The 25488-nt window shown below is 37.2% G+C and carries 25 protein-coding genes and 1 CRISPR repeat array; of the genes, 20 read left to right on the top strand and 5 right to left on the bottom strand.

What is annotated here, in order from left to right; all coding sequences use genetic code 11:
• The first annotated feature begins 414 nt into the window (after positions 1–414).
• From VF06_RS07090 to VF06_RS07010, 17 genes are all read left to right on the top strand, one after another.
• Positions 415–636, top strand: coding sequence for a DUF4327 family protein (locus VF06_RS07090; protein WP_099067976.1), 222 nt, complete (start codon positions 415–417; stop codon positions 634–636).
• A 318-nt stretch (positions 637–954) separates the two neighbouring features.
• Positions 955–2262: an agenet domain-containing protein gene (locus VF06_RS07085; RefSeq protein WP_099067975.1), complete on the top strand. Its 1308-nt coding sequence runs from the start codon at positions 955–957 to the stop codon at positions 2260–2262.
• 315 nt (positions 2263–2577) lie between these two features.
• Positions 2578–3738: a phosphotransferase enzyme family protein gene (locus VF06_RS07080; protein ID WP_099067974.1), complete on the top strand. Its 1161-nt coding sequence runs from the start codon at positions 2578–2580 to the stop codon at positions 3736–3738.
• A 426-nt stretch (positions 3739–4164) separates the two neighbouring features.
• Entirely contained in the window at positions 4165–4704 is a 540-nt protein-coding gene (locus VF06_RS07075; protein WP_099067973.1) for a DOMON-like domain-containing protein, read from the top strand.
• A gap of 51 nt (positions 4705–4755) precedes the next feature.
• Entirely contained in the window at positions 4756–4959 is a 204-nt protein-coding gene (locus VF06_RS07070) for a hypothetical protein (protein ID WP_099068008.1), read from the top strand.
• A 15-nt stretch (positions 4960–4974) separates the two neighbouring features.
• Positions 4975–5520 carry an HD domain-containing protein gene (locus tag VF06_RS07065; RefSeq protein WP_099067972.1) on the top strand — a complete coding sequence of 182 codons (546 nt, stop codon included), beginning with the start codon at positions 4975–4977 and terminating at the stop codon, positions 5518–5520.
• Between the two features lie 55 nt (positions 5521–5575).
• Positions 5576–6079 (top strand): thermonuclease family protein, encoded by a 504-nt coding sequence (locus VF06_RS07060; protein WP_244918013.1) that lies wholly within the window; start codon positions 5576–5578, stop codon positions 6077–6079.
• Between the two features lie 279 nt (positions 6080–6358).
• On the top strand, positions 6359–7339 hold the full coding sequence (locus VF06_RS07055; RefSeq protein WP_099067970.1) for an aldo/keto reductase: 981 nt from the start codon (positions 6359–6361) through the stop codon (positions 7337–7339).
• Between the two features lie 807 nt (positions 7340–8146).
• Complete coding sequence (locus VF06_RS07050; protein WP_099067969.1) at positions 8147–8413, top strand: hypothetical protein; 267 nt, start codon at positions 8147–8149, stop codon at positions 8411–8413.
• 189 nt (positions 8414–8602) lie between these two features.
• Entirely contained in the window at positions 8603–8887 is a 285-nt protein-coding gene (locus tag VF06_RS07045; protein WP_180267291.1) for a hypothetical protein, read from the top strand.
• 128 nt (positions 8888–9015) lie between these two features.
• A CRISPR array of direct repeats spans positions 9016–10082; the repeat unit is 36 nt; unit sequence GTTTCCATTAATTCCGATTTAGAGCAATCGGTAAAG.
• A 468-nt stretch (positions 10083–10550) separates the two neighbouring features.
• Positions 10551–12101: a Cas10/Cmr2 second palm domain-containing protein gene (locus VF06_RS07040; RefSeq protein WP_099067967.1), complete on the top strand. Its 1551-nt coding sequence runs from the start codon at positions 10551–10553 to the stop codon at positions 12099–12101.
• Between the two features lie 124 nt (positions 12102–12225).
• On the top strand, positions 12226–13212 hold the full coding sequence (locus VF06_RS07035; protein WP_099067966.1) for a CRISPR-associated protein: 987 nt from the start codon (positions 12226–12228) through the stop codon (positions 13210–13212).
• Position 13213: 1 nt separating this feature from the next.
• Positions 13214–14053 carry a type III-B CRISPR module RAMP protein Cmr4 gene (gene cmr4, locus VF06_RS07030; RefSeq protein WP_099067965.1) on the top strand — a complete coding sequence of 280 codons (840 nt, stop codon included), beginning with the start codon at positions 13214–13216 and terminating at the stop codon, positions 14051–14053.
• A 165-nt stretch (positions 14054–14218) separates the two neighbouring features.
• On the top strand, positions 14219–14632 hold the full coding sequence (locus VF06_RS07025) for a hypothetical protein (RefSeq protein ID WP_099067964.1): 414 nt from the start codon (positions 14219–14221) through the stop codon (positions 14630–14632).
• Positions 14622–16232: a hypothetical protein gene (locus tag VF06_RS07020; protein ID WP_099067963.1), complete on the top strand. Its 1611-nt coding sequence runs from the start codon at positions 14622–14624 to the stop codon at positions 16230–16232. Before VF06_RS07025 ends, VF06_RS07020 begins: the two co-directional genes overlap by 11 nt.
• A 3-nt stretch (positions 16233–16235) precedes the next feature.
• A complete protein-coding gene (locus VF06_RS07015; protein WP_099067962.1) occupies positions 16236–17861 on the top strand; it encodes a hypothetical protein in 1626 nt (541 codons plus the stop codon).
• A 188-nt stretch (positions 17862–18049) separates the two neighbouring features.
• A complete protein-coding gene (locus VF06_RS07010; RefSeq protein ID WP_099067961.1) occupies positions 18050–18526 on the top strand; it encodes a DUF1499 domain-containing protein in 477 nt (158 codons plus the stop codon).
• Positions 18527–18543: 17 nt separating this feature from the next.
• On the opposite strand, the gene VF06_RS07005 is transcribed toward VF06_RS07010, so the two are convergent.
• From VF06_RS07005 to VF06_RS06985, 5 genes are all read right to left on the bottom strand, one after another.
• The gene (locus VF06_RS07005) at positions 18544–18798 is read right to left on the bottom strand and encodes a hypothetical protein (protein WP_099067960.1); all 255 of its coding nucleotides are present in this window, start codon (positions 18796–18798) and stop codon (positions 18544–18546) included.
• A gap of 284 nt (positions 18799–19082) precedes the next feature.
• Positions 19083–19505 carry a hypothetical protein gene (locus VF06_RS07000; RefSeq protein WP_099067959.1) on the bottom strand — a complete coding sequence of 141 codons (423 nt, stop codon included), beginning with the start codon at positions 19503–19505 and terminating at the stop codon, positions 19083–19085.
• 363 nt (positions 19506–19868) lie between these two features.
• Complete coding sequence (locus tag VF06_RS06995) at positions 19869–20747, bottom strand: phosphodiester glycosidase family protein (protein ID WP_099067958.1); 879 nt, start codon at positions 20745–20747, stop codon at positions 19869–19871.
• A gap of 227 nt (positions 20748–20974) precedes the next feature.
• Positions 20975–21562 carry a hypothetical protein gene (locus VF06_RS06990; protein ID WP_257207503.1) on the bottom strand — a complete coding sequence of 196 codons (588 nt, stop codon included), beginning with the start codon at positions 21560–21562 and terminating at the stop codon, positions 20975–20977.
• 320 nt (positions 21563–21882) lie between these two features.
• Positions 21883–22530, bottom strand: a complete 648-nt coding sequence (locus tag VF06_RS06985; protein ID WP_099067957.1) for a sigma-70 family RNA polymerase sigma factor — start codon at positions 22528–22530, stop codon at positions 21883–21885.
• Between the two features lie 1287 nt (positions 22531–23817).
• Between VF06_RS06985 and VF06_RS06975 the strand changes: the two genes are divergently transcribed.
• From VF06_RS06975 to VF06_RS06965, 3 genes are all read left to right on the top strand, one after another.
• Positions 23818–24087 carry a hypothetical protein gene (locus tag VF06_RS06975; RefSeq protein WP_244918010.1) on the top strand — a complete coding sequence of 90 codons (270 nt, stop codon included), beginning with the start codon at positions 23818–23820 and terminating at the stop codon, positions 24085–24087.
• 755 nt (positions 24088–24842) lie between these two features.
• A complete protein-coding gene (locus tag VF06_RS06970) occupies positions 24843–25037 on the top strand; it encodes a hypothetical protein (protein WP_099067954.1) in 195 nt (64 codons plus the stop codon).
• 171 nt (positions 25038–25208) lie between these two features.
• A complete protein-coding gene (locus tag VF06_RS06965; RefSeq protein WP_099067953.1) occupies positions 25209–25421 on the top strand; it encodes a hypothetical protein in 213 nt (70 codons plus the stop codon).
• Positions 25422–25488 lie beyond the last annotated feature (67 nt).

Genomic DNA, 25488 nt, shown 5'->3' with positions numbered 1-25488 from the left:
CATGTGCTGTTGATGATACTCATAAATGTGTATAGTGATTGTATCGCTACTCCCTGACAGGAATATTCGACTACAGTAAAACTACACATTCGCTTCAAATTTTACGGAAGTTATGGAAGGGTATGGGGAGATGAGGGGGAAGGGGAAAGGGGGAAAGGGGAAAGGGGAAAGGGGAAAGGCGAGATGAGTTTTTCCCCTCTGCCCAATGCCCATGCCCAATGCCCAATGCCCAATGCCCCATGCCCAATGCCCAATGCCCAATGCCCCATGCCCAATAACCATTAATCTCGCTGTGTAAGTACTGTTGAATTTACGTCTTCACAAAATCCTCAAATACTTTCGATAAATTGAAGTTAGAGTCCAAGTGTCAATACTTAGGCTCAACCTGCGTCGTAAACATCCGGGGGTTTTGTTATGGATACTCTTGTTAAATATGATATTGAAGTTATCAAAGATGAAGCGCGGGAATTGGTTAAAAAAGGAGTAATTCGTCGTAACGAGCCAATTTACGCTTTGTGTAGATATATTCCTGGTCGTGATTGGATTTGTGTGGAACTTGAGCTAGAAAAAAATGAATTTTTACTCCGAGATAAAATTATAGACCTCTTGGGTCGTGAAGATTGGAGCGAAGATTGAATGTCACCATTCAGGAGTCATATCAGGTTCGGTTAAAGACCCATAGTTAGAACTGACGTAAAGACACGGAGACAGGGGGACGCAAAGAGGTTTTTATTATGGGTAATTAGGTGGACATAATATCAGAATAGTTAAGGAATCAGCAGAATATTTGAGAATAGTTATTTTTTCGCCGATTCTGGGAACTCTATTAATACGGTTCAGTAATTCACGCAGCGTTGACTATAATAGCTGATTTTATAGTAGCTTTTTATACTTTTAACCTATGGAGTTACGAACCGAATTGTAAAAATCATTTAGAGTTTTGAGGAGCGGCTGATGGATAAATCCATTATTCAGTTGGTTGATGAATTACCAGCTGACAATATCACTGTTAAAGTTTTAAAAGCTCTTGATTACGTAGCACCAGGTGAATGGAACAATTTGGTGGGGTTTGACAATAACATCCGTGGCATCACTGGAGAAACAGATCCTCAAATAATCCAAAAAATTCGCGATCGCGCTGTTTCCTTATATCACGATCCTCAAAATGGCTATCAAGCTGCAATCAAAGTTTATCAAATAATTGATAAAGCAGATACAGCTATGGCCACGGCGGCTTTAGCTAATAAAGTTGGTGAGAAAATTGGTTTTCTTTCTTTTTTAAGTAACGTTACTCCCAAAGCCGATGTCACTCAATCGATTGATTTAGCACTGAAAATTGCTGTGGAAATCATCGCTTTTTGCAAACTAAATGGTATTCCTCAACCAAACCCGCAACAATTTGCCAATTCTCTGGCTAACAACTATCAAAATGCATCTCTGATGCGGATGGTTGCTTTAGTTTGTATCGATGGAATTTTACCTTTAGGGCCAGATTTCTTAGGGAAAATTCACTCAGTTATTAGTGGCGTTGATACTGGCGTAGTCGCTCAAAATCCTGTTTTCTTAGCTGTCAATAACTCTCTACCAGGCAATACCCCCTCTGATAAACTTGGTTTTATTAATCAAAGTTTCAACTCTGTGCAAGGGTGGATGAATGGCTTAGTAGCTAAAACAGGCATCACACCGCAATCAATTTCTAGTCATTTGGGTAATTTTATTCAAATTGCTGATGATAATTTAGATTTTGTAGCAGCATTTTTAGACCAAACTACAAATTACTACGAACATACAGGTATTCAAACTGTTGCTCGCAGTGTGATTTTGCAAGCACATACTTTAGTGAAAGAGGAAATTAAGCAACAACCTCAAAAGCCTATTCAAGATGTTTCATCTGCTGCGAAATCGTCAAATAACAATCAGTATGCACTCAGCAGCACAGTGGAAGTCTGGGATAACGATGACGAAGATTGGTATCAAGGAACAATTGAAAAAGTCCAAAATGACCAATTCTATATTCATTACCTTGGTTATGGTTCATCTTATGATGAATGGGTAGGTGAAGATGACATTCGTACTCGCGATCTTCGCTCTGCTGATGACAATGGATATGCTGTTGGTCAAAAAGTAAAATGTTGGGATGATGACCAAGAAGCCTGGTATTCTGCCACCATTCAACAAGTCCAAGGTCACCAATACTTCCTTCGCTACATAGGTTATGACTCCTCTTATGATGAGTGGGTTGATAGCGACGAAATTCGCTAACTAGTGAATAGACCTCTTGCAAAAGTGCTGTTTGCAAGAGATGGAAAAAGGGGAAAGGGAAAACACAAAACCTTTACCCCTTTCCCGACTTATGTAACAAGTATAATGAATACGGGGCGTGAGTACCCCGTATTCCCAGACAGCATTTTTACCAATTCATCATTGACAAATAATTCCCCACATCACTGTGACTGAGAAAAATTAAAAATTACGAATTAGGAATTACGAATTACAAATTCTCTTGATACTTGCGCTACGATATCCCCTATTGCCTTTGTGCAATGTAGGTGAGGAGGAGTCAGGATAAACACGAATATGATCGAAGAACTTAATAAACAAGGTACAGAAAATCTAGTTGCGATCGCCAATCAATTCGCCAGACTGGGAAAGGTTACAGCGACAAAAGCCTTCGGTAGTGGTAATATAAATGACACTTTTTTAGTCACTTTAGATTCTTCAGAACAACAGCATTTTGTTTTACAACGCATTAATACACAAGTATTTCGCCAGCCAAAACTGATTATGCAGAACATGTGTATCTTCACTGAGCATGTTCGCCAAAAGTTACAATCTACTCCTTTGAATCGTCGCTGGGAAGTACCGCAAGTACTACTAACTAAAAACGAAGAAGACCACTGGCGAGATGCTGACGGTTCCTTTTGGCGGGCCATTAGCTTTATTGAAGATTCACAATCCTTTGATACCATGCACGATCGCTCACATGCACAAGAAATCGGTTATGCCTTGGGTATGTTCCACAATTTAATTAGCGATTTACCACCAGAAAAACTCGCCGATACTCTGCAAGGATTTCATATTACACCCCTTTACCTCCAGCAATACAATCAAGCTTTAGCCACAACCAAAGTGCCGAAAACTCCTGAGGTTAATTATTGCTTGGAATTTGTTAGCGATCGCCAAACCTTTGCACACATCCTAGAAAATGCCAAAACACAAGGAATTTTGCCACTGCGTTTGATGCACGGCGATCCAAAAATCAATAATGTCATGTTCGACACTGCTACCCAGCAAGCCGTCAGCGTCATCGACCTCGACACCGTAAAACCCGGTTTAGTACATTACGATATCGGCGATTGTTTGCGTTCCGGTTGCAATCCCGTTGGAGAAGAAACCCAGAATTTCCAAAGCGTTTATTTCGATACCGACTTGTGTCAAAGAATTTTAGCAGGTTATCTGAGTGTAGCTAAGGCTTTTCTCACCGCAAATGACTATGCTTATATCTACGATGCAATTCGTTTGATTACCTTTGAATTAGGATTAAGATTTTTTACCGATTATTTAGCAGGAAATGTCTATTTCAAAGTCAAGTATCCAGAACATAATTTAGCAAGGGCGATGGTTCAGTTTAAACTCACCGAGAGTATCGAATCCCAAGAAACGCAGATTCGTAAAATTATCGAAGATATTCAAGAAGGGCAAAAAAAAATTATTTTAGGGTTGGCTGTTGATTGTTGACTGTTGACTGTTGATTCGTGAGTTGCTATATTTCACTTTTTGAATTTTAGATTTTGAATTACGTCTGATGTGATATTGTGTCCGCTTGATTACTTATTAAACCCGAAAAACCCCAAAGAGCCAAAGCTACGCTTTGTCTCCCCTCAGAGCAGGCGGCGAGGGGATTAAGGGGTGGGGTGCAATGGCTGTGGGAATCATAACTAAATTATGCGGACATGATGTAAATTATCCAAATCAACGAAATATCAGGGATTGTGCGCCCTGTAGAGACGTTGCATTGCAACGTCTCTACAACGATAAATCAACGGTTTTAGTGTCTAATCCACATAATGCGTGAATTGGTATTAGGGGGATATAAAACGTTTTTTAACCAACAAAAAGACTTTTAAAACATCCTCGTAACCGTCAACCATCAACCAGAAACAAATGAATAACCAGACATTTTCTTTGCAACCATTTCCTTCTAGCGAATCTCTAGCTAATTTGGAAATTACAGGTGATATCAGCCGAAATATTAATCAATTTAGCATCAGTTATAACCTGATAGGAGATTTAAATCAAATTGCCATTGCTCCAGCATCAAACACGCCATCGCGCCAGCATCAACTGTGGGAAAATACTTGTTTTGAATTTTTTCTTAGCATTAAAAATTCTCAACAATATTGGGAATTCAATCTCTCCCCCGCCGGACACTGGAATGTCTATCGTTTTGATGGCTATCGTCAAGGAATGAGGGAAGAAGCAGCCTTGACAATACTTGCATTTAATGTTACAAATCAACCGAATAAATTAGTACTTACATTAAACATTGATTTGGATAAACTTATCTCTCCAGAAAAAATAATTGAAGTTGCCATTACCACTGTTATTCAATACAAAGATGGTGGCTTTAGTTACTGGGCATTAACTCATCGGGGTGCAGAAGCTGATTTTCATTTGCGAGATAGTTTCATTCTGGAATTGTAACATGGCAAAAACGCCATAAATCATCGTTTATACAAAGGATTGATTGCAATTGTGTCTGATAAATTTTCGTTTTTTCCTCCTGATAAACTACAGAAGTGGCACGAGGGTATAAAACAAGCGAACCGCAATAATATTTTTTGTCACTGTCGTAGTTGCGGCTATGAATGGATAGATTCCACATTTGATGTTACTTGCGTTGAATGCGGTAGCAAAGATGTAGAAAGTATTTCGTCTTGGCAATTTCCAGATGATTAAATTAGAGCGTTAAATATGCAAAAAAATTGGTCGCAGGAAAGTTATATCAAAGCCTTCAATAAAGCAGCGCAGGCACATCAAGGGCAGAAAATTCCAGGTTCAGAAATACCTTATATTATGCACTTGAATTTTGTGAGTATGGAAGTAATTGCTGCTTTATATGTCGAAAATGAACGTGACGGCAATTTAGCAATTCAATGTGCAATTTTGCATGACATCATCGAAGACACAGTGACAACCTTTGAAGAAATCAAAACTGAATTTGGAGAAGCGATCGCTAATGGCGTACTTGCACTCACTAAAGATAATTCCATTGCTAAAGATTTGCAAATGACAGATAGTTTGCGGAGAATCAAAAAGCAACCGCCAGAAATATGGATGGTAAAGCTAGCCGATAGAATTAGCAACCTACAAGCGCCGCCACATTATTGGAATCAAGAGAAAATTATTCGCTATCGAGAACAAGGAATTGAAATTTATGAAACCTTGAAAGATGCAAGTCCATTCCTAGCATGGCGCTTGGCTAGCAAAATTGAAGACTACAAAGTTTTCATCAAGTAGTTAAATTAATGTGAAATTATAAATCACCTGTAAATTATCAATTACCAGAGATAAAATGATGGATTTACTAGAATTAATGTTGGTGCTAGCTACAGTAGTTGGCGTTGTAGATGGAAATACAATTTTGGTTAAGGATAACACCGGACAACCAATTACAGTAAAATTGGCGTGTATTAATCCATCAAAAACAACTAATCGCCAAATAAACCTAGTAACAACACAAAGATTAAAACAATTACTACCGCCTCAAAGTCCTATAGTTATTAGAAATATAGAACCAGTCAACAATGGTCGCACCCTTGGCGAAGTATTTTTGGATAATCGCTCAGTTAATTTACTTTTGGTACAGGAAGGTAACGCTGTAGTTGACAAACCATCTTTATCTAATTGCTATGAAAACCAAATTCAATATTTGATTGGCGAAGCTAACGCTAAAAACAAAGGATTAGGATTGTGGCAACAATCAAAGAAAAGTATGAACAGGAGTCAGAATTCAGAATTCAGGAGTCAGAATTCAGGAGTCAGGAGTCAGAATTCAGAATTCAGGAGTCAGGAGTAAGGAGTCAGAATATACAGCGTTGTTTAGGTAAATCAAGTATATATGTAGGGGCGTAGGCTTTGCTTTACTGTAGGGTACGGCCGTTCGCCCTTACAATTACTATTGTTGACCGTTGATTGTGAACTGTGAACTGTCAACCGTCAACAATCAACAGTCAACGCTTCAACCGATTTTGGAATTACCCAAGGAATATTTCTCATAATAGATGACTTAATAATTGAGAAAGAGATAATACACAAGGGTGTAATTTGTCTTCCCAATTACTTAGGAGATTAGTTGATGAAAATTAGAAAGCTAGGCAAACAAGGTTTAGAAGTTTCAACTATTGGACTTGGTTGCATGGGAATGTCTGAGTTTTATAGCGGTCGTGATGAAGTTGAAGCCATTGCTACAATTCATCGAGCATTAGAACTCGGAGTTAATTTTCTTGATACTGCTGATATGTACGGGCCTTTTACTAACGAACAATTAGTAGGCAGAGCAATTAAAGACCGTCGCGATAAAGTAGTTTTAGCAACTAAATTTGGTAACGTCCGCACTGAGGACGGTGGCTGGAAAGGCATTAGTGGTAAACCAGAATACGTCCGTCAAGCTTGCGATGCTTCCCTCAAACGCCTGGGAGTTGAAGTTATTGACCTTTATTATCAACATCGCGTAGATCCAACTGTACCCATTGAAGATACTGTGGGGGCAATGGCAGAATTAGTTAAACAAGGAAAAGTACGTTATTTAGGACTTTCCGAAGCTGCTCCGGCTACGATTCGACGAGCGCAAGCAGTTCATCCCATTAGCGCACTGCAAACAGAATACTCTCTTTGGAGTCGAGAACCGGAGGACGAAATTTTACCTACAGTGCGGGAATTAGGTATTGGGTTTGTTCCCTATAGTCCATTAGGCAGAGGATTTTTATCAGGTGCAATTACAAGTCCTGAGGATCTTCCAGCTGATGACTATCGCAGAAATTCTCCCCGCTTTCAAGGTGAAAATTTTTATAAAAACCTGCAATTAGTGGAGCAAGTGAAAGAAATTGCCAGCGAAAAAGGAGTAACCGCAAGTCAGCTTGCATTAGCGTGGCTTTTGGCTCAAGGAGACGATATTGTGCCAATTCCTGGTACAAAACGCCGGACTTACTTAGAGGAGAATATTGCAGCCACCGAAATTACTTTGACACAAGAAGAATTGAATCGCATTGAAGCAGTTGCACCCAAAAATGTCGCAGCAGGCGATCGCTACCCAGACATGAGTTCTGTTAACCGTTAATCTCAAGTATCTTTTCATCACACACAAGATATCATCAATTTTAAAGGTTGTTTGCTGGTGTATGAGACTTCTTGCAGAAGTCGGGAAAAGGGGCAGGGAAAAGGGGGAAAGGTTTGGTATTTTCCCTTTTCCCTTTAATATCAAATCCGTTTTTATAACCTTGTCCCACAGCCGTTTACCCCACCCCTCAATCCCCTCCCCTTGCTAAGGGGAGGGGAGGTTTTGCGTCAGCAAAGCCGGGGTGGGGTAAGTCCGGATTAATTGGTAATTGAGTTAAGTTTGATATAACGTCATTACAATGTTTTGATGTTAAGTTGACACCAATGAACAACCGTTAGCCCCTACAGTGTGGGTTATTTAACTGAAAATTGTTGTACAAATAACTCAATACATTACTCACAATGATGTGGATTGGGAAACCACTTACACTTGATTATTCCTCTAGATATTTTCTCTAAATTTTTAGGAGTATGTCCAGGAAAAATATCAATATTGATTTTGCTATTAGCCTTAATTGAATAGCTAACATATAAAATTAATAATAAAAATACAATAATTCCTAGATTCCTCTTCATTCTAAATATTGATAAATCAATAAGCTTGAAGTTAAAAAAGTTTATTTGTGGAGTAAGGGAATAGGGACAAGAAAAATCAGCTTATCTGAACTTATTAACTCATAAACCCAACGATCGCCTTTTTAATTCCGTCACATTAAAAGTATACCAAAGGACTAGAAACTGGGTGAAAATTATGTTGTGATTTGAATCAAATTATTATCTCCCTTACAATTACCTATACCTCACAAAGTTGCAATTTGCTGTAAAAGCTGATTTGACTTGTAGAAAACATCCAAATGAGAAAGCAAAAGCTTGTTTGGAGAAAATCAAAGCTTATTTGACTTGTAGAAAACATCCAAATGAGAAAACAAAAGCTTGTTTTGAGAAAGTAAAAGCTGCTTTTGAGAAAGCAAAAGCTTATTTGACTTGCGGAAAACACCAAAATGAGAAAGCAAAAGCTTGTTTTGAGAAAGTAAAAGCTGCTTTTGAGAAAGTAATTGCTGCTTTTACTTATTGAATTTTACCAAAACATGAAGTTTCGATAAAATTATTGAAAAAATTACCAATAAATGCTTATTATTTTCATCAAGGTACTTTACAAGTATAAAATTATACTTTAATATGCAAATAAGAAAGGCGATCGCCCTCCGGCAAGAGCTTGCGATCGCCTTTCCCTAAACCCCCATTCTGAGAGTTAATTATCATCATGGCACAAGAAGAAGAGTTTGTAGAAAATCAATCAGAACTGCAACAATACTTGGATAGCGAGAACTTAAATATACCAGTCTTAAATCAACCGGCTCAAAATCCATTACCCAAAAGAGAACCGGTTAAACATTTATTGATGGGTTCTTCAAAAGCAGTTATCGGCACAATTCACCATCTGCAAATCATTGGCTACGCTAGCGTCGGCGACTGGAGTCCATTAGTACCAACTGGTAATGCTGACGAAGTAATGAGTATTTTAATCCGTCAGATTTTAATGCAATAAGCAATTGAGAAAAATAAAATTCCCGGCTTTTCTAAAAAGTCGGGGATTTTTTCTTGTGGGGTGGACATCTTGTCCGCCCTATGGACTGGGCGGGCGAGACGCCCACCCCACAAGATTGGATATTTTTGGTAATCCTTAGTTCCGATTTAGAGCGATCGGTAAAGCAAACTTGAAGTTCAAAGCAAAAATCAAAGAAATTGTTTCCATTAATTCCGATTTAGAGCGATCGGTAAAGACCCCGTTCCGAAAATGGGAACTGGGCTAATGAGATTTGGTTTCCATTAATTCCGATTTAGGGCGATCGGTAAAGAAAACGGCTTTTCCATTATTGGCGACAACATGTTGGAAGAGTTTCCATTAATTCCGATTTAGAGCAATCGGTAAAGGCAACCTCAAGAACTTTGAGGATTGACTGGCTTGGTGGTTTCCATTAATTCCGATTTAGAGCAATCGGTAAAGGAGTCGAGAAGTCTTTCCACAAAGTTGGAAGGACAAGTGTTTCCATTAATTCCGATTTAGAGCAATCGGTAAAGGAGAAGGTCACAGCACTGGACGACAAAAACCATCAACTTTAGTTTCCATTAATTCCGATTTAGAGCAATCGGTAAAGCTTTTGCCAAAAACAAAAAAAGACTGGGTATTGCAAATAGTTTCCATTAATTCCGATTTAGAGCAATCGGTAAAGAATCCCTGCTGCCATTTACAACGTGCAAAAAGAATCTTGTTTCCATTAATTCCGATTTAGAGCAATCGGTAAAGTTCTACATAGAATCCGTGTTTTTTCTGTTGTAAAGTTTCCATTAATTCCGATTTAGAGCAATCGGTAAAGTAGTTGGAATACCCGCTTCCGATGCTGTTTTTATAGCGTTTCCATTAATTCCGATTTAGAGCAATCGGTAAAGGTAATGGTCAAGGCGGCGCAGGAGGAACTTCTAGTGTCAAGTTTCCATTAATTCCGATTTAGAGCAATCGGTAAAGAATCTGCAAGCACCCTCCATCGAGAGACAAAAGATTGTTTCCATTAATTCCGATTTAGAGCAATCGGTAAAGAAGAAGTTGTAATGGTAATGGAAGATCCATGCGTTAGTTTCCATTAATTCCGATTTAGAGCAATCGGTAAAGGAAAAGTTTTTCTCCAGAACAGTTGCAAGATATTGCCGTTTCCATTAATTCCGATTTAGAGCAATCGGTAAAGAGTTCGTTCAGGAGCCTTTGCCCCGTAAGGCTTTCAGCCGCCAAATCGACACCACTCTAAAAAACATTATATATGTTGTGTGAAATTGAACAACACACATACCTCAAATCATTATCCAGTAAGGAATCGACACCACTCAACGAAAAATATAGGATTGTAGCGATTTGGCGACTGGTGTCGATGAACATCTCAAACTCCTCATCCTCTCCGCGCCGGTCACTGAGCGTAGCCGAAGTGCTGCGCCTCTGCGTGAAATAAATCATCTCTAAAAAAAATTTCGTCATTCGCACGAAAAGGCCTTTACATCCTCAAAATTTCCGCCAAGATATAAAAGTCACAAGAACTCACCCACCCTTACATAACTCCTAATTACCCAAATCGAGAATTATTACAAAGTATAACCACTGAATAAAAACTCAAATTTCTACAGTAATTTAAACAAGACTGCAACCAGTGACAAAAGCAAGCGTGACCAAATATACAGCCATAACCTTTGCTCCCGTCCAAGGATTTATTGAGAAATCCCGTAAACTCCGAGACTTGTACGGTGCATCATTGATTCTCTCATATCTCAGCCAGCAGCTAGTACAAGAAGCCCAAAAAACCACAACAGTCATATCCCCAGGACTTCCCAAACTTCAAAAAGGAATGCCAAATCGCATCCTAATTAAAGGACAATTTTCCAAATCACAAGCAGAACAAACGCTGTTATCAGCATGGAAAAGAATATTGCACGAATGTCGCACATGGATAGAGGATAAAGTCTCAGATAAATACCATTGGGAGAGAGAGTGGACAAACTGGGGAAACCACGCCTGGGAAATCTTTTGGGGAGAAGGCGACAGCATTCCAGCAGCAATGGACAACTTAGAAACCCGCAAACTTTCCCGTGGTTGGACAGCGCTTAACTGGATAGGAGAAAGTTCTAGTTTAACAGGAACAGATGGAATAGCATTTCCTGGATTGGGTGGAAAAGCCAGAGATCCTAAATTTATCACCTATTCTTTAGAAGACGAACAAATTAAGAAATTTTATCAAGCATTAGCAGCAATCACCGAAGAACCAGAAGAAGAAACCCCAGAAGGAAAATTTATTGCACCTAACGAAAAACTGAGTATTCCCGAATTAGTAAAACGTTTAGTTACCTGGCATGAAATTCGAGACAACCTCAAAATAGAACCATTAGATAAAGGCTTTAGAGAAATTCAACGCAAACCCCAACCAACTAAAAATATCCCTGGACAATGGACGGGTTGGTTTATGGGAGATGGCGATAAAGTTGGCGAATATCTAAAAAAATTAGCTGCTAAAAATAACGGTGATGAAGAACTGAAAAATTTTACTCATGCAATCCGTGATTGGGGCAAAGACTTTGGTGAAAAATTCAACTTACGCGAAAAATTAGGCAGAGTAGTTTATGCAGGTGGAGACGACTTTCTAGGCATAATTTACAGTAAAAATCCTGCCGAACCTATTCCCCCATTCAAAGCATTTGAATGGTTGATGACATTAAACAATAAATGGAAAGAACATAAACAGCCGATTAATGTCAGTGTTGGTTTTGTTTGGGTTGCAGGTAGCGTCCCCCAACGAGATGTCCTGCAACATTGTCGAGAAGCCGAAAAACTAGCTAAATCTTTAGGAAGAAATAGAGTTACTATTCGCATAGTCTTTAACAGCGGTCAATACGTGCAGTGGACTTGTCCCTGGGATTATTTAGACATATTAACCAAATACCAAGACAGAGAGAAAAAATCAAACTGGAGTCATGTATATCAAGATTTAGCACAACTAGAATCACGACGTGCATTTAATATTGATAAAAAAACATTTGTCGAAAAATTCCCCATTGAATTCTTCGATATTTATTTCCCAGGCGAAGGCAAAGAATTGCTCAATCCTGAACGTGCCAAACATCTCGTCGGTTTTAGTGACGAAGATGATGCTTATGAAAGAAGCAAAGCCACAATTGAGTGGATAAGTAATTTAATTCAAGTAGGCTGGCATTTATGTAATTAAGTGACAATAAAACCAAACATGTTAACTAATCCAAAAATAAATTTAGTTCGTAGTGAGGGCTTCAGCCCTCAAACTAGGGCTTTAGCCCTCACTACAAACCTTAAATCTTAACGCCACTGTACCTATGTTCAAATACATAATTACAATCAATCCATTGGGATTAATGTATGGAAGTGCAGGTGCATTTCTTTCCCCAGAAAACTTAGTGGGTCGTTCCGGTGCAAAATTTCCTCCAGAAGCCGCCACCCTCTCAGGTTTAATGTTTAGCGTCAACAAAATTACCAAAAAATTCCCTCAAACAGAATTGCGCGACAACCTATTTGTAGCTGGCCCTTTTTGGTCAAAACTCAAAGACAAGCAAAACTTTTATATTCCCATACCTTGGAATAAAATCATCGCCAAAAAAGCAGTAGATGAGTGGGAATTAAAAAATGGTCAATGGCAATTAGAAAATAAAAGCGAAAAACTAGAACCTGATTATCGTTGGCAAACTATTAATTCTTGGGGAATAGCACCAAAAACACTGAAGTCTAATGAGTCTGTAGCTAAAAATCCTTGGGAATACGTTTCCTTTCTCCATCCCAAAATCAAAACATCTGAACGTTGTGTAGAAAAATCAGACGGACTCTTCTTAGAAAACTCCGTCCAAATGTCAGACGACAGTTGTTTAGTTTATCTTTCAACCTATCCTCTAGAAAACGGCTGGTATCGCTTCGGCGGAGAAAATCACATAGTCGAAATCGAGTGCGAAGAACTTAAAAATAAAAAATTCTTAACCCTATTAAATCAGCCAATTCAACGCACTTTCGCCTTAATTGCACCAGCTACATGGGGTTCAAACCGCTTCTCTCACCGCCATCCTCAACATAAAAGCTTTCCCCAAACCATAGAAATGCTAACAGATAAACCAGTACCCTACCGTTACCGCGCCAAAGGTAACTTAGGAAGAGGACGTTACGCCGTACCTGCTGGTAGTGTTTATGTTTTAGCCGAACCGATAAACAAACCTTGGTACCAATGGGACGAAGCATGGTTCCCCGAAGAAGGTTACAGCCTAAAACGTGTAGGATGCGGTTTATGTTTACCAATAGAAATTAAAGGAGTAGCCTAAAATGTATAAAAAAGCTTATGGAATCATAGAAACCTTAGCACCCTTACACGTAGGTGCAACCGCCGGAGAAGAAAGCGGAAATTTAAACTTAATATTCCGCGACCAATTTACGCAAACAGGAATACTTCCAGGTAGTTCAATTCGCGGCCGCCTGCGTTCCGAAATGCGCCTGATAGATGGAGAACAAGCTGCAAATTATTGGTATGGTGATGCAGCAGGTTCCGAACAATCAGAAATTAATAACGAATCAATTATCAAATTTGAATACGCTTCTATTCTCTGGCTACCAGTCTTTTGTCCCGGTCAACCAATAGTGTGGGTAACAAGTCCGCGTCTACTCCAACGCTACCAAAGAATAGCCGGCGAAACTGTCAAAATAAACGGTAAATCTCTCAAAGAAATAGAAATACCAGACCCTTACACAGGTTCCAAAAACTTAAAAGCGCGAGGTTCGGGAAGTCAAAAAACCTTATTTTTCAATTTAGGTTTTTTAAGCATTAAAAAAGATCCATTAGACCTATCCCCTTGGTTTCCATCCGGCAAAGAAAAACCATCAGTAATCGTAGAGGACAGTGATATATCCATGATTCACGACATGGCATTATATCGTCAAAGTCGCGTCCGTTTAAAACCAGATCAAAAAGTAGTTGAAGGCGGCGGCTTCTTCAACACCGAAGCCTTACCAGAAGGAACCATCTTAGTATTTCCCATCGCCATCAGAGACGATAAATCAGGAAAAAAATGGCAACCCTTCAATGACACCCAAACCGCAGACATTTACCTTGGCGGCTTAGAATCCATCGGCTTTGGTCACTGTACCTTAACCTTAAACGGACTCTAAACTCTCAAACTCCTCTCTGCGCCTCTGCGTGAAATAAAAAAAACTAACTCATCATCATACAAAATTAGCAAAAGATGTATCGTTTTGCACCATCAAAAATTCAAGGTGCGTTAGCCTACGGCATAACACACCCTACAAATCTTTAATTACGAATTACTATCACTTATGACCTGGAAATCCTACGACTTAGACCAAGAAGCACAACGCCTAGTCCTCAAACACCGCGACCAAAAAGGAGTCATCGGTCAATCTCACAAAATGCGAATCACCGTAGCATTTGGCTTAGAAAGATTTTGGGGAGAACAACTAAGACTCTTAGAAAAAGAACCACCAAAAGGTCAATATTGGCGCGATACCTGGAAAAGCTTTGTCAAAATTATGCAACAGGCCGGAATTAAACTACCCCAAGAAGATGTTAGCAATAATAACACCGCAAAAATTCAAGAAGTCGCAGCCGAATTATGGAAACTCCCCATTGAAGACCAAAGAATTTGTTTAGCAGTCCTCACTCAATTTTGTGACAGCTTAGTTTGGTGGACTCAGCGCTATAAAAAATCAGGAGTTGGCGATGACGAATAGTAATGAAGTTCCATTAATGTTTCAAGCCCAAATTTCAGGACGCGGACAAATTCAATATATTAGAAATCCCGAACAATCAGAAAGATGGGTTGATGAATGGGTAGAAGCCGCTGCAATCGAACCACCTAAATTTAGCAGCAACGTTAAAACAAAAGAATATCAAATAACTTGGCGCTTCGTTTCCAACAGCGGACAAGACGAAGATATCATTCGGCCAGTCATCGCCGCTAAAGGATTTCCTTTTTACCCAGGCGCAAGTATGAAAGGCGCATTTTTACGCGCCTGTACCCCAGAACAAGCTAAAAAATACTGTGGTGGAAAAATAACTAATAAAGATACCCAACCAGGAATTTTACGCTTTCATGGTGGTTATCCCAAAGATGCAACATGGGTTGAAGAACCATTAATTGATGTAGTTCATCCTCAACAAGATTGGCAAGTTAAAAATAACGGTAGCCACTCAGCCTTTATTCAAATATCTCTTTATAAACCCACCTTAGTATTTGGCATTTCCAGTACTAAAAAACTAGACCCCAGTGAATGGGAAATCATCTGGAATATTTGGGATAAAGCCATAGAAAAAGGTATAGGTTCTAGAGTTAGTGCGGGTTACGGTCAACCGATAAACCATCCAGAAACCAAATTAGTAACTGTTAACCTACGCGGACAAGGATTAGCATCACAACTAATCGATAAAACCGGAGAATTTCGACCAAATACTTTTAAAGCCGCCTTACGCGGTCACACTCTGCGATTATTTAGCAGCGTTACCGATGAAAACACAGCCGAAGAATTAACCAGACAACTTTGGGGAGGTTTCGCCGGTAGAAATGGCGCAGTTGTGGGAGAGTTAGGAATTTCTTTTAATGCCGTTGATTTAGAAATGGATGAATATAAATATGGTAGAAATATCATGCCTACCTATGATTTAAATGTAGGAACTTTAAATATTCTGTGCATGGGTTCATTCTCCAAAGAATATAAAAAAGAATTGAAGACATTAGCAACACAAATTTTAAGATTTGCAATGCTGCTTGGTGGCTTTGGAAAATCCTGGCGACGCATTGACCACCGTCTCTTCTTTCCAGAGTATTTAAATGGTAAACCAATGATAGGTTGTCATTGGCAATTTACCCCACAATCAAATCAATATTACTTCCCAGTCAATAGCCTCAGCCATATCACTAATATCTTGAATGATATTCAAAAAACTGTAAACAACTGGCTGAAATTAAAAGGGAAAACTCCAAGTAATAAAATAAGTTCTTGGCGTGAATCATTCCATCCGCAAAAAGTCCAAATCTGGGGACGCATTGCCCAAGATGAAGATGACAGTTTAGCCGTGAGATGGTTTCACGGTAATTACCAAGGAAGTAAATCAATTAAAGGTTCAAGTCTCACTGGTAAAATGAGCCAAATTGGTAGAATTTGGCATCGTATGTACCCGCACTATATCAGAAATAAAGAAGGAGAAATAAAGCGTAAAGGCAGAGAATATGTAGAGTTATTGACGGTTTTTCCTGATAAAAAAGATGAGACAACACAGGAATTTTTAAGTTTTTTAACTACCAGTGATTTTACCAAACTTTGGGGAGAATAAAGTATGAATATTTGGATTTTGACAACAGGTAATAGTGATGTCATCCTCAAAAATGACAAAACTTGGGGAAGTTTGTATGGTGAAGTGAGATATGAAGATGAATTTTATGCTACAGACTTTGCTTCACCTCCGCCACTAGACCCCAGAGATAAAAGTGCTGGTTACACTGTACCAGCTAGAGTTTTAGGCTTAGTGTATGAAAAACACCCTGATTATTACAAGCGAGATTTAGAGTTTCCATTGCTTGATACTTATTGTAAATATTTTGGAGATAATAATCAGCCGCAAAAAATTATCATTTTGCTGACAGACCAAAGTAAAATCTTTGACCCAGACCAAATTCTTTATGAAAAATGCCCTTACTGGCAAGATACTTGTACGCTTAGACCTCTATTAGAGTGGTATTTTAAAGACAAATCTCAACTAGAGTTTTTATATTTAACGCCAAACAATCCAGATAAGAAAGGTATAGATAATTGGAATGAAACCCTTTCTTTGGTAGAAAAAACATTACCACAGTTAGATAATAATGAATTAACAACAGTATATGTTAGCCATCAAGCTGGAACACCAGCCATATCTTCGGCGGTGCAATTTGTTAGCTTAGGTAGATTTAAAAATGTCAAATTTTTAGTTAGTAATGAATATTTTGATGAGAATGAAAATTATAAGCAAAAATCCGAATCAGAAGCTATTGAAAGTTCTAATTATTGGCGGGGAATGCAAATTCAAAAAGCCAAGCAGTTAATTATTAAAGGATTACCTGCTGCGGCTAAAGAAATATTAATAGGAATAGTTGATGAACAAACAATAAAACAAATAAATCAACTAGTTGATTTATTTAATATCAATAATGCTTTAATAAAAGGGCAAGAATTTGAAGTAAAATCAGCAGTTGAGCGAATTGTTACTGCGCTTGATTTAGTGGAAATATTTTTTAAACAAGAAAATTACATTCAGGGAATAGCTATTCTCAATGCTACGCAAGAGACTTTTTTAAAAGCTGCCATTATTTCCCAAACTCAAAAGATTAATGATTATCCTATAAAATTATCAAGTCTCGTAGATTGGGATCAAACTGGTTTATTTGTTAAGTCTCAAACCGATATTAAAAAATCAACAAACCTGCAAAATCCATTAGATGTTTTAAGAAAATTAAAATTTCCTAATCCCGATCCAAGCGATTTTGATTTTCCAAACTGGGAAAAATATCAAAATTCAAGAGACAGAATTTTCAAATTGAATAATAGCAAACAGTTCAAATGGCTATGTGAACTTAGACATGATTTTAAAGCATGGGGAATTTTGGAATGGTCATGTCAATATAAAAGAAAAACAGAAGATGATCTGCGTAACCAATTATTGCATAATTTAGTAGGTGTATATCAGCAAGAAGTGTGTGATTATTTATTGGGATATAACAATAATTCCATTAACCGATTTTTAGGGACTATCAAGCAGTTAAGTAACGATTCTGGTAAGACAATCAATGTAGTTTACGAAGCCTATCGCCAGGATGTAAAACTACCATTTTTAAAAGCTTTAAAACTTTTTGGTCTGTGGCGAGAACAAGAAACTAACAATAAATTAGAGAGTAAATTGAAAGAAATAGCAGATTCTCTGACTTGAAGAAGAAAAGGAACAAGAACGAAAGTTAGGTACGGGGTAGGGGCGCACAGCTGTGCGCCCCTACGAATGTATACATAAAAAATATTTTGTGTAATGTATTACAGTTTTCATCCTATAACCATTAACTCCCACAACTGCGCCAAAATGACCGAAAATAATTGAGTCAAACCAACAGGAGTAAATTTATCATGTCTCCCTTGCTAACAGCGATCGCCCGCCGATTCTTCTGGAGTCTCACTCTCACAATACTCCTAACTTTTATATTTCCTAGCGCTACCTGGGCTGCTTCTAGCTTAGGACTTAATAACGGTCATCTGAGTGCTTGTCCTGCTTCCAACAACTGTGTTGTCAGTCAAAACGCAGATGACAAACACGCCATTGACGCGATCGCCTACCACACAAACCGCGATGTAGCAAAAGAAACCTTACTCAAAGTCCTCACCGTTGTTCCCCGCACACAGGTTATCGAACAAACAGATAATTACATCCATGCTCTCTCCAAAAGCCGCATTTTTCAATTTATCGATGATGTAGAGTTTTATTTTCCTGCGGATGAACCAGTGATTCATGTGCGATCGGCTTCTCGCGTGGGAGAATCCGATCTCGGCGTTAACCGCAGACGCATAGAACAAATTCGTCTAGCTTTACGCGATTTAAATATTTGATTTTAGCGATTTCTGATTCAAGTATTCTGAATTCTGAATTCTGACTCCTGACTCCTGACTCCTGACTCCTCCTTTATTGTTTGAATTGGTGGACGTTGAGTTTTACCTTCGCTGTAACCTAAATCATACATACTTGCTGCTTGAGCATCTTGTTCTGGTGACATTTTAAATCGCCCAGCCCAAGCATCAGATTTTCCTAAGTTAAACCAATCTTCATCAGTCATCTCAAAGACAAATGTGTTAAAAGTGGTTTTTTTGATGTAGGTATCCATATAACTATTCCATACTGCTACAAAAGGCTTTTGTACACTACCCTATTGCCATAATGACAATAAACTTAGTGAAGATTACCTCTTCCGTAAGTATGAAAAGATATAAGTTGTCACGCATTTAATTTGTATGTCTTTTGATGTTGGCTGTTGACTGTTGACAGTTAACCGTCAACAGTCAATGAAGCAGGCGATCGCCTTAGCAGCACCCCCTTACAATTTGTTGCATTTGTATCAAGATTTGAATAAATTGGTATCAACCCTGATGAATAGATAATTCTAAATTTTTATGAAAACCGATACAAAATATTTCCACTTTCACCTACTTCAAAAGAAGCATTTAGTTCCTTGGCTTTCTCATCTAAATATTCTTTAGCTTTTTGGGTTGATATATCAGCATTTTTCGCCATTTGCAATACTGTAATCGTTCCAGAATTACTCTCAACTAATTCTAAAAACACCGATTGAAGATGCTTTTGTTCTGCTTCTAAGAGTAAAGTTTTTTGTTTTTTACTCTCCTGGATTACAGACCAACTCAACCAACTTCCTATCATTGTTGACGGAATTGTGAAAACAACTAAAGCAGCTACAGCGCCTTTTTTGTCTTCAGGGGTAGTTTTAGGATTGATAATTTCCCAAAGCATCCCAGCAGACAATGGTATGCCAAATACGAGAAAAAATAACGCTAAAAACTTTTTAACTAATTTCATATAACTTTTACTCGCTGACTAATAGACAAGAGTCAGAATCCACAATTGGTGAATACTCTACCCATAAAGAGATAGAGTATTAATGTTTCTTCAAGGATACATCAACAAAATACGAGAACGCTTACATTATAATTTGTATAATCTAAAACGTCTTGCCTAAAAATTAGTCTTACCTGAGTTTGTTTTTGTTGACGTGGGAAATTACAGCAAGTTATAAATACAACTTACCAATTTGGTAATATTTCTAACTATAGCAATCCTATTTCAGTTTTGAACAATATTAGTGTTGACTGTCAACAGTTAACAGTCAACAACCTTAACATGTAATAGTTCACAAATTATTTGAAATTGCTATAGTTATGTTTATTTTTCTTGAACCACTAAAACTGATTTCACAGGCCGTTTGATGAAATTTCCCTGCAAATCAATTTTTCCGTAAAAAGTTTTACCCTTGTAATAAAGCGAAGACGAACTACCACCATCTAAATTCATCGCTTTCTCAACACGAAGGGTTTTCATAAAATCTGCTAACGCTGGTAACGAAATTCCCGAATTAGCCCCACCTAAAGATTTTTGACTAACCATGACTAAAACAACACTTCCATCACGGGTAATTCCTACAGCAGTTCTAGCATTGAGTTGGTTGCTACCAAGTGCATCTCGTTTATTAACTTTATCTACAAAAGCTTCTTCTACTAACGTCAGTTGTGGTAATAGTTGCGGCCCAGCGCCTATAGCATCGATTAACTTACAACCGTCTGGTGGTGGTTCATTGTGCAAAGTAATATCATATTTGATATTTTCCCCGCATAGATAACGACGGAATTCTGTGCGGTTGAGAATTTTACCTAAGTAAGGTTTTAAGTTGGGATTATTTACTAAGCGATGGTTTTGTTTGGGGTCAGCTACCAATTTTCCTTGTATGATGACATAGGATGTGGTTTTTTGGTTGGCTGGATCGAAAAAGCCTGCATTAAAAATGGCGATCGCTTTATACTTTTGGGCAAACTCTTCTACAGTACCTACTTTGTCTGATAGTGCAGGAGTTACCAAAAATTGACTGTTAGCTGGAACGAATAGAACATTCGCTATGCTTTCGGCTAAAGTGCGCTGTTCATAGCGGATAGATTTTGGTGGTGAAACTGCAACAGTAGGTGTTGATGTCGGTAAGGAACGCATATTAAACCATAACACCATTCCCAAACTGACCAATGTCAAATTCAATAGCCAAATTTTCCTCACTTGTTACCCCCAAAAATAGCTGCCATATTCTTATGGATGCTAGCTTATAAACCCGATGCTGTTTAAACTAGCTTTTGCAATTTTAGAGGCTATATCTTAAGAAGTGTAAAGAAAATTCAGTCGAGCGATCGCTACAAATGAAGATTGATTTTAGGCATTACTGAATAATGAAATAATTAAAGCTGCTATTGTTAACAGTCAACAGTCAACGCTTTAACCAAAATAACTTATTTATTAAAACCGTAAAATCTCAAATTTTTGTCAGATTGCAAATCTTGTTCTAATTGCAATGCTTCATTTAAAATTGCTTGCGTAAATTTTATACTTTTTAAGTAAGTATAGTAAGCTGCCACTGGTACTGTTAATACATCACTCCAGTCTTGTTCTGCTTTATGAAAGTTTTGAATTTTTTGTTTGTTTCCAGAGTATGAGTTATCATCTGTCAACCCTAAGTGTTGAATTTCTCTCATTGCTGGTAGTTGAGAAACCAACCCATTATGATAGTCTGTGACTGTTAGCAAATAATCATAAATCTGCCGGGAAAGTCGTTTGCCAACAGGTTGTAGTAAATTACAAGCCAGTGTAGGAATAATATGCCAAGTCTCTGCTAGTAAATCTCGATCTAAACCTGATATCCTAGCAGGAATCAGCAAATCTATATTACTCACAAAATCTGTTTCTACTGATAGCAGCATCACATAAACAATCAACCATTCCTCTTCTATATTTTCTGATAGCTCAGGTTCTTTAACAATCATTACATAGCGTGGTGGTGAATTACCTGCTAAAAAATTGCGTGCTAAAGAAGAGTACAAATTTTGTTGATCTCGGCTCAGGAAATTTAAAGGACTTGTTATTGAGCCATTAACTTTCCAAATTTCTCCAGGTTGTGGCCTTAAGATATTACACTTTTGTTTTTTAAAAAAAATCAATTTTCTAAAATTTACGTGCATAGATTTTTTCTTGAATCAACGTTCATTGACAACCAAAACATCAACATAGGATAGTATTCAATCCATATCTAATGAATAATTGAACTTTTTTACCTATAACAACAGCTAAGTTGGTTAGGACATCAAAAAATGATAAAAATTGGATACAGAAATAACTTTGATTGAATCCCTATTTTATTAACTTACCACTGTTGTATTGACCTACGTTGTGATGTTTTATGTTGGTATTTTTTTTGCAGTTTATCCTTCATATTTTTAATTTCCAATAGTCCTAATAACTCTGCAATCTGCCTTAATAGTTCTTGCCATCGCTTGGAAACTTCACCCTGACTGATTTTTAATTCAGCAGCAATTTGAGTTTGTGTTTTACCATCAACTTTTCCTTGCCATAATTTAAGATAATTTAGGTGTGGATAGCATTTATCAAGTTTGTCAATAGACTCTAGAGCTTTCACAATTAAATCTGCACGCTCTATTGCATCCAATGTGCTAAATTCATCAGGAATTGTGTCTAATAGAGACATATCTGTTCCTGGAAGGTTATCATCTAAACTCTGGTACTTCCGCAGACTTTCTTTACGAACAGAATCAATAATTGCACATCTAGCTACAGCAATAGCCCAGTAATAAAATTCTTTTACATTCCCTTGGCGAAACTTTCCTGCTTGAAAAGCCAGGAAAACTTTTAAATGGGCAATTTGTAAAGCATCTTCCCAAGATAAACTTGTTCCTCTCGTGTATTTGCGAGCTATTTTTTCTAATCTCTGACGATAGTCTAATTTCAGCAGAATTTCTTGATAAGAAGACAATGATTCTTGTTGTAATAGCATAAATTATTAAGCAAAATTAATTTTCTATTTCAAATGCTTTTACATCTTGAAAACAGACCTAATAGGAAATTCCAACAAATAAACAACCGATTAAATAGTTGATTGTTGACTGTTGAGTGTGAACTATCAACAAAGCGATTGTGCAATTTAAAAGTCTAGACTATGTTTTCAAGCTGGATTACTTGTGTTTTATGGAAATAATTCGGTAAGTTCTAATAGAACAACTTATCTTTCTAAAATAAATTTAAGGGAAAATAAAGAAAATAATGATGTTATTAAACAAGCAAAATGGACAATAATACGGGTATTATTGTTTTATTTTTGTGAATCGAGACATAAAAAAAAGATAAAAAGAGCTATTAATTAGAATGAAAATGTTTCAAAAATTGATTAGTAACTGCATTATTGGCGATTAAATGAGGTAATATTCAAGTTCTAAAAAACTTGGAAGTGACATTATTTAATGAATTTAGTCTATGATATTGCCAGACATAAATTTTAAGTATAATAATATACTTTAATTACATTCAAGTATAGTATATGAAAAGTACTATGGGACTCCTATTTGATTTTTGAAAAAAATCAATACTCCTGTAGTAGTTTGCCAACCCAAAAATGCGCTTGTGAGGGCTGAGGAAACGGGAGGGATTAAAACCTTTCCCCTTTCCCCTTTTCCCTTTAAAGAGCCAAGTGGCGTACTACTATAAGTAGAACGACTTGAAAAAACCAAACTATGTTAAGTAATGTAAAAGAATAAAATTCAGTTCGTAGTGAGGACTTTAGTCCTTTTTTGAGAACTTTAGTTCTCACTACAAACCTTTAATTATTTATCCTGTTCTACTTATCATTGTTGTAAATTTCCAAGACACAAAACGATTTATGTCTTATAAATATCTGCAAATACCTGTTTTCAGGATAGTCTTTTACATATAATAATCAGTGAGAAAAGTGGACTAGTGCAATCAACTAAAAGCCAACCCCTACTAACATTAGAGGAATAAAATTTGTGACTAAAATAGTAATTTATACCTTGTCTTCTAATTTTATAAACCGATTTATACACCATCTCACTACAGAAGAAGCAAAAACTATATTGGCAGGTGCTTATCCCTATGGCATTGAGATCATGAATACCACTGATAGGACATATATCAATGCTGCTGACAACAGTACTAGATTTGACGGTGGAGGCTTCAATTCAATTAATTCTCATGATAATAATATCAACACAAGAACCAGTTCCAGGTCAATATACAATTAATTTATAAAAATCCGATGATAACTAACATGATGAAAAAAATTGTCATTTCTGCTTTACATCCTAGTTACATAGAAAAATTAATTCACAATCTTACTAAAGAAGAAGCAGAAACTATATTAGCAGGTGGTTTTCCCTATGGTTTTTGCATCATGAATACTACTGATAGAACATATATCAATTCCATTGATACTAGTGTTAGATATGATGGTGGAGGCCCAGGTTCAATTAACTATCATGATAATAATATAAATACAGTAACCAGTTCCAGGTCAATATACAATAGATTTGTTTATTAGTTTTGATAATTCTTGCAGCTGTAGCATGATAAATTATTGATGAACCGGATTTATTACAAGTGATAAATCCGGTTTTGTATATTTTATAAATACAAAAATAAAAATAAAAATCCCCAGTGAATTCACTGAGGTTGATAAAGCAAGTATTCAGGAGTTAGTCACGGCAGAAATCGATATCAAAAAATCTTAGGTCAGGCTTTAATCAATCCAAACTAAATTTATCTATGAATTTAATGATGTCTATTTCTTCCGTTCTTATTTTCTTTAACGAATATCGAATGGAAAATATTCCTAAATTAGCAATTATCTGAGAAATTATTTGTCATATAACACTCAATTTACACAGGAAGTATTGTTTGAAGTTGTTAGAACAGCTTTGTAGCAAAGGCTTTTAATCCAAAATCGACATCACATACTCAATAAGCTGATGCCAATTTGGCGAACTGATGGAATATTTTGCATTGAGTGTTCGTTAAAGATAATAGGAACAGTTCACAAACAAAGAAGTTTGGCTATCAGCAAACAATTTACTTGAATATGCTGTCACGCATTTAACTTGCACATCTTTTCATGTTAGCTGTTGACGATTGAAAGTTAATCGTTAACAATCAACGAACCTGATGACTAATTGTGTAATTTATAAGCGTAATAGCTGATTTATCTGAATGCGAACTGTGACTAAAAACAATGTGCGTACCTTTTCACTGTGAAAAAGTGCCACTATACCTTGACCCTGATGCCCTTAATTACACAATATGCTGCAAATTATAGATCTCGAAAATAACAAACTACTCAGTGAAATTTCCAGTGAAGAATCTGCTAGCGTTACTGGCGGTGGACTTGAATCCTTTGGTGTCGCAAGTATTCTTGCAATAGCCACTGGCGTTTTTAAAGACCCAATTGTACAAGCGATACTATTATTTACTGCAATTAACCCTTCTCTCGAATAAGCTTTTTTCCATAAGTTGAAGAACATAACGCGCCCTTATTCGGTTCTTAAAAGTGAATCAAGTGGGCGTGTTATTAAATCTCTGATGTTAATAGTTGACTGTTGACTGTGAACTGTCAACTGTCAACAACCACCAATAGTTATACTGTTTTAGCGTGCAGATGTACACAATATGCTGCAAATTACCGATATCGAAAATAACGAACTTTTTAACGAAATTTCCAATGAAGAATCTGTTAGTGTTAGTGGCTGTGAAGTTGCTCCCTATGCCTTTGCAGCCGCCGCACTCACCGCCGGACTTTTTGCTGGGTTAATTGCCTTTGGAGTTAGTTCTCTGATGTCAGAAATGGCCAATCCAACCGCCGGAAGTTTTGCACAAGTTTAATCTTCCGATTTGGGTTATGAATTTTATTTAATGTTAAAAAATATTTACCTGAATGCTACCCGTGACT

This window comes from Nostoc linckia z4, from assembly GCF_002608075.1.
GTDB lineage: Bacteria > Cyanobacteriota > Cyanobacteriia > Cyanobacteriales > Nostocaceae > Nostoc > Nostoc linckia.
This window is presented reverse-complemented; position numbering and strand designations above follow the sequence as displayed.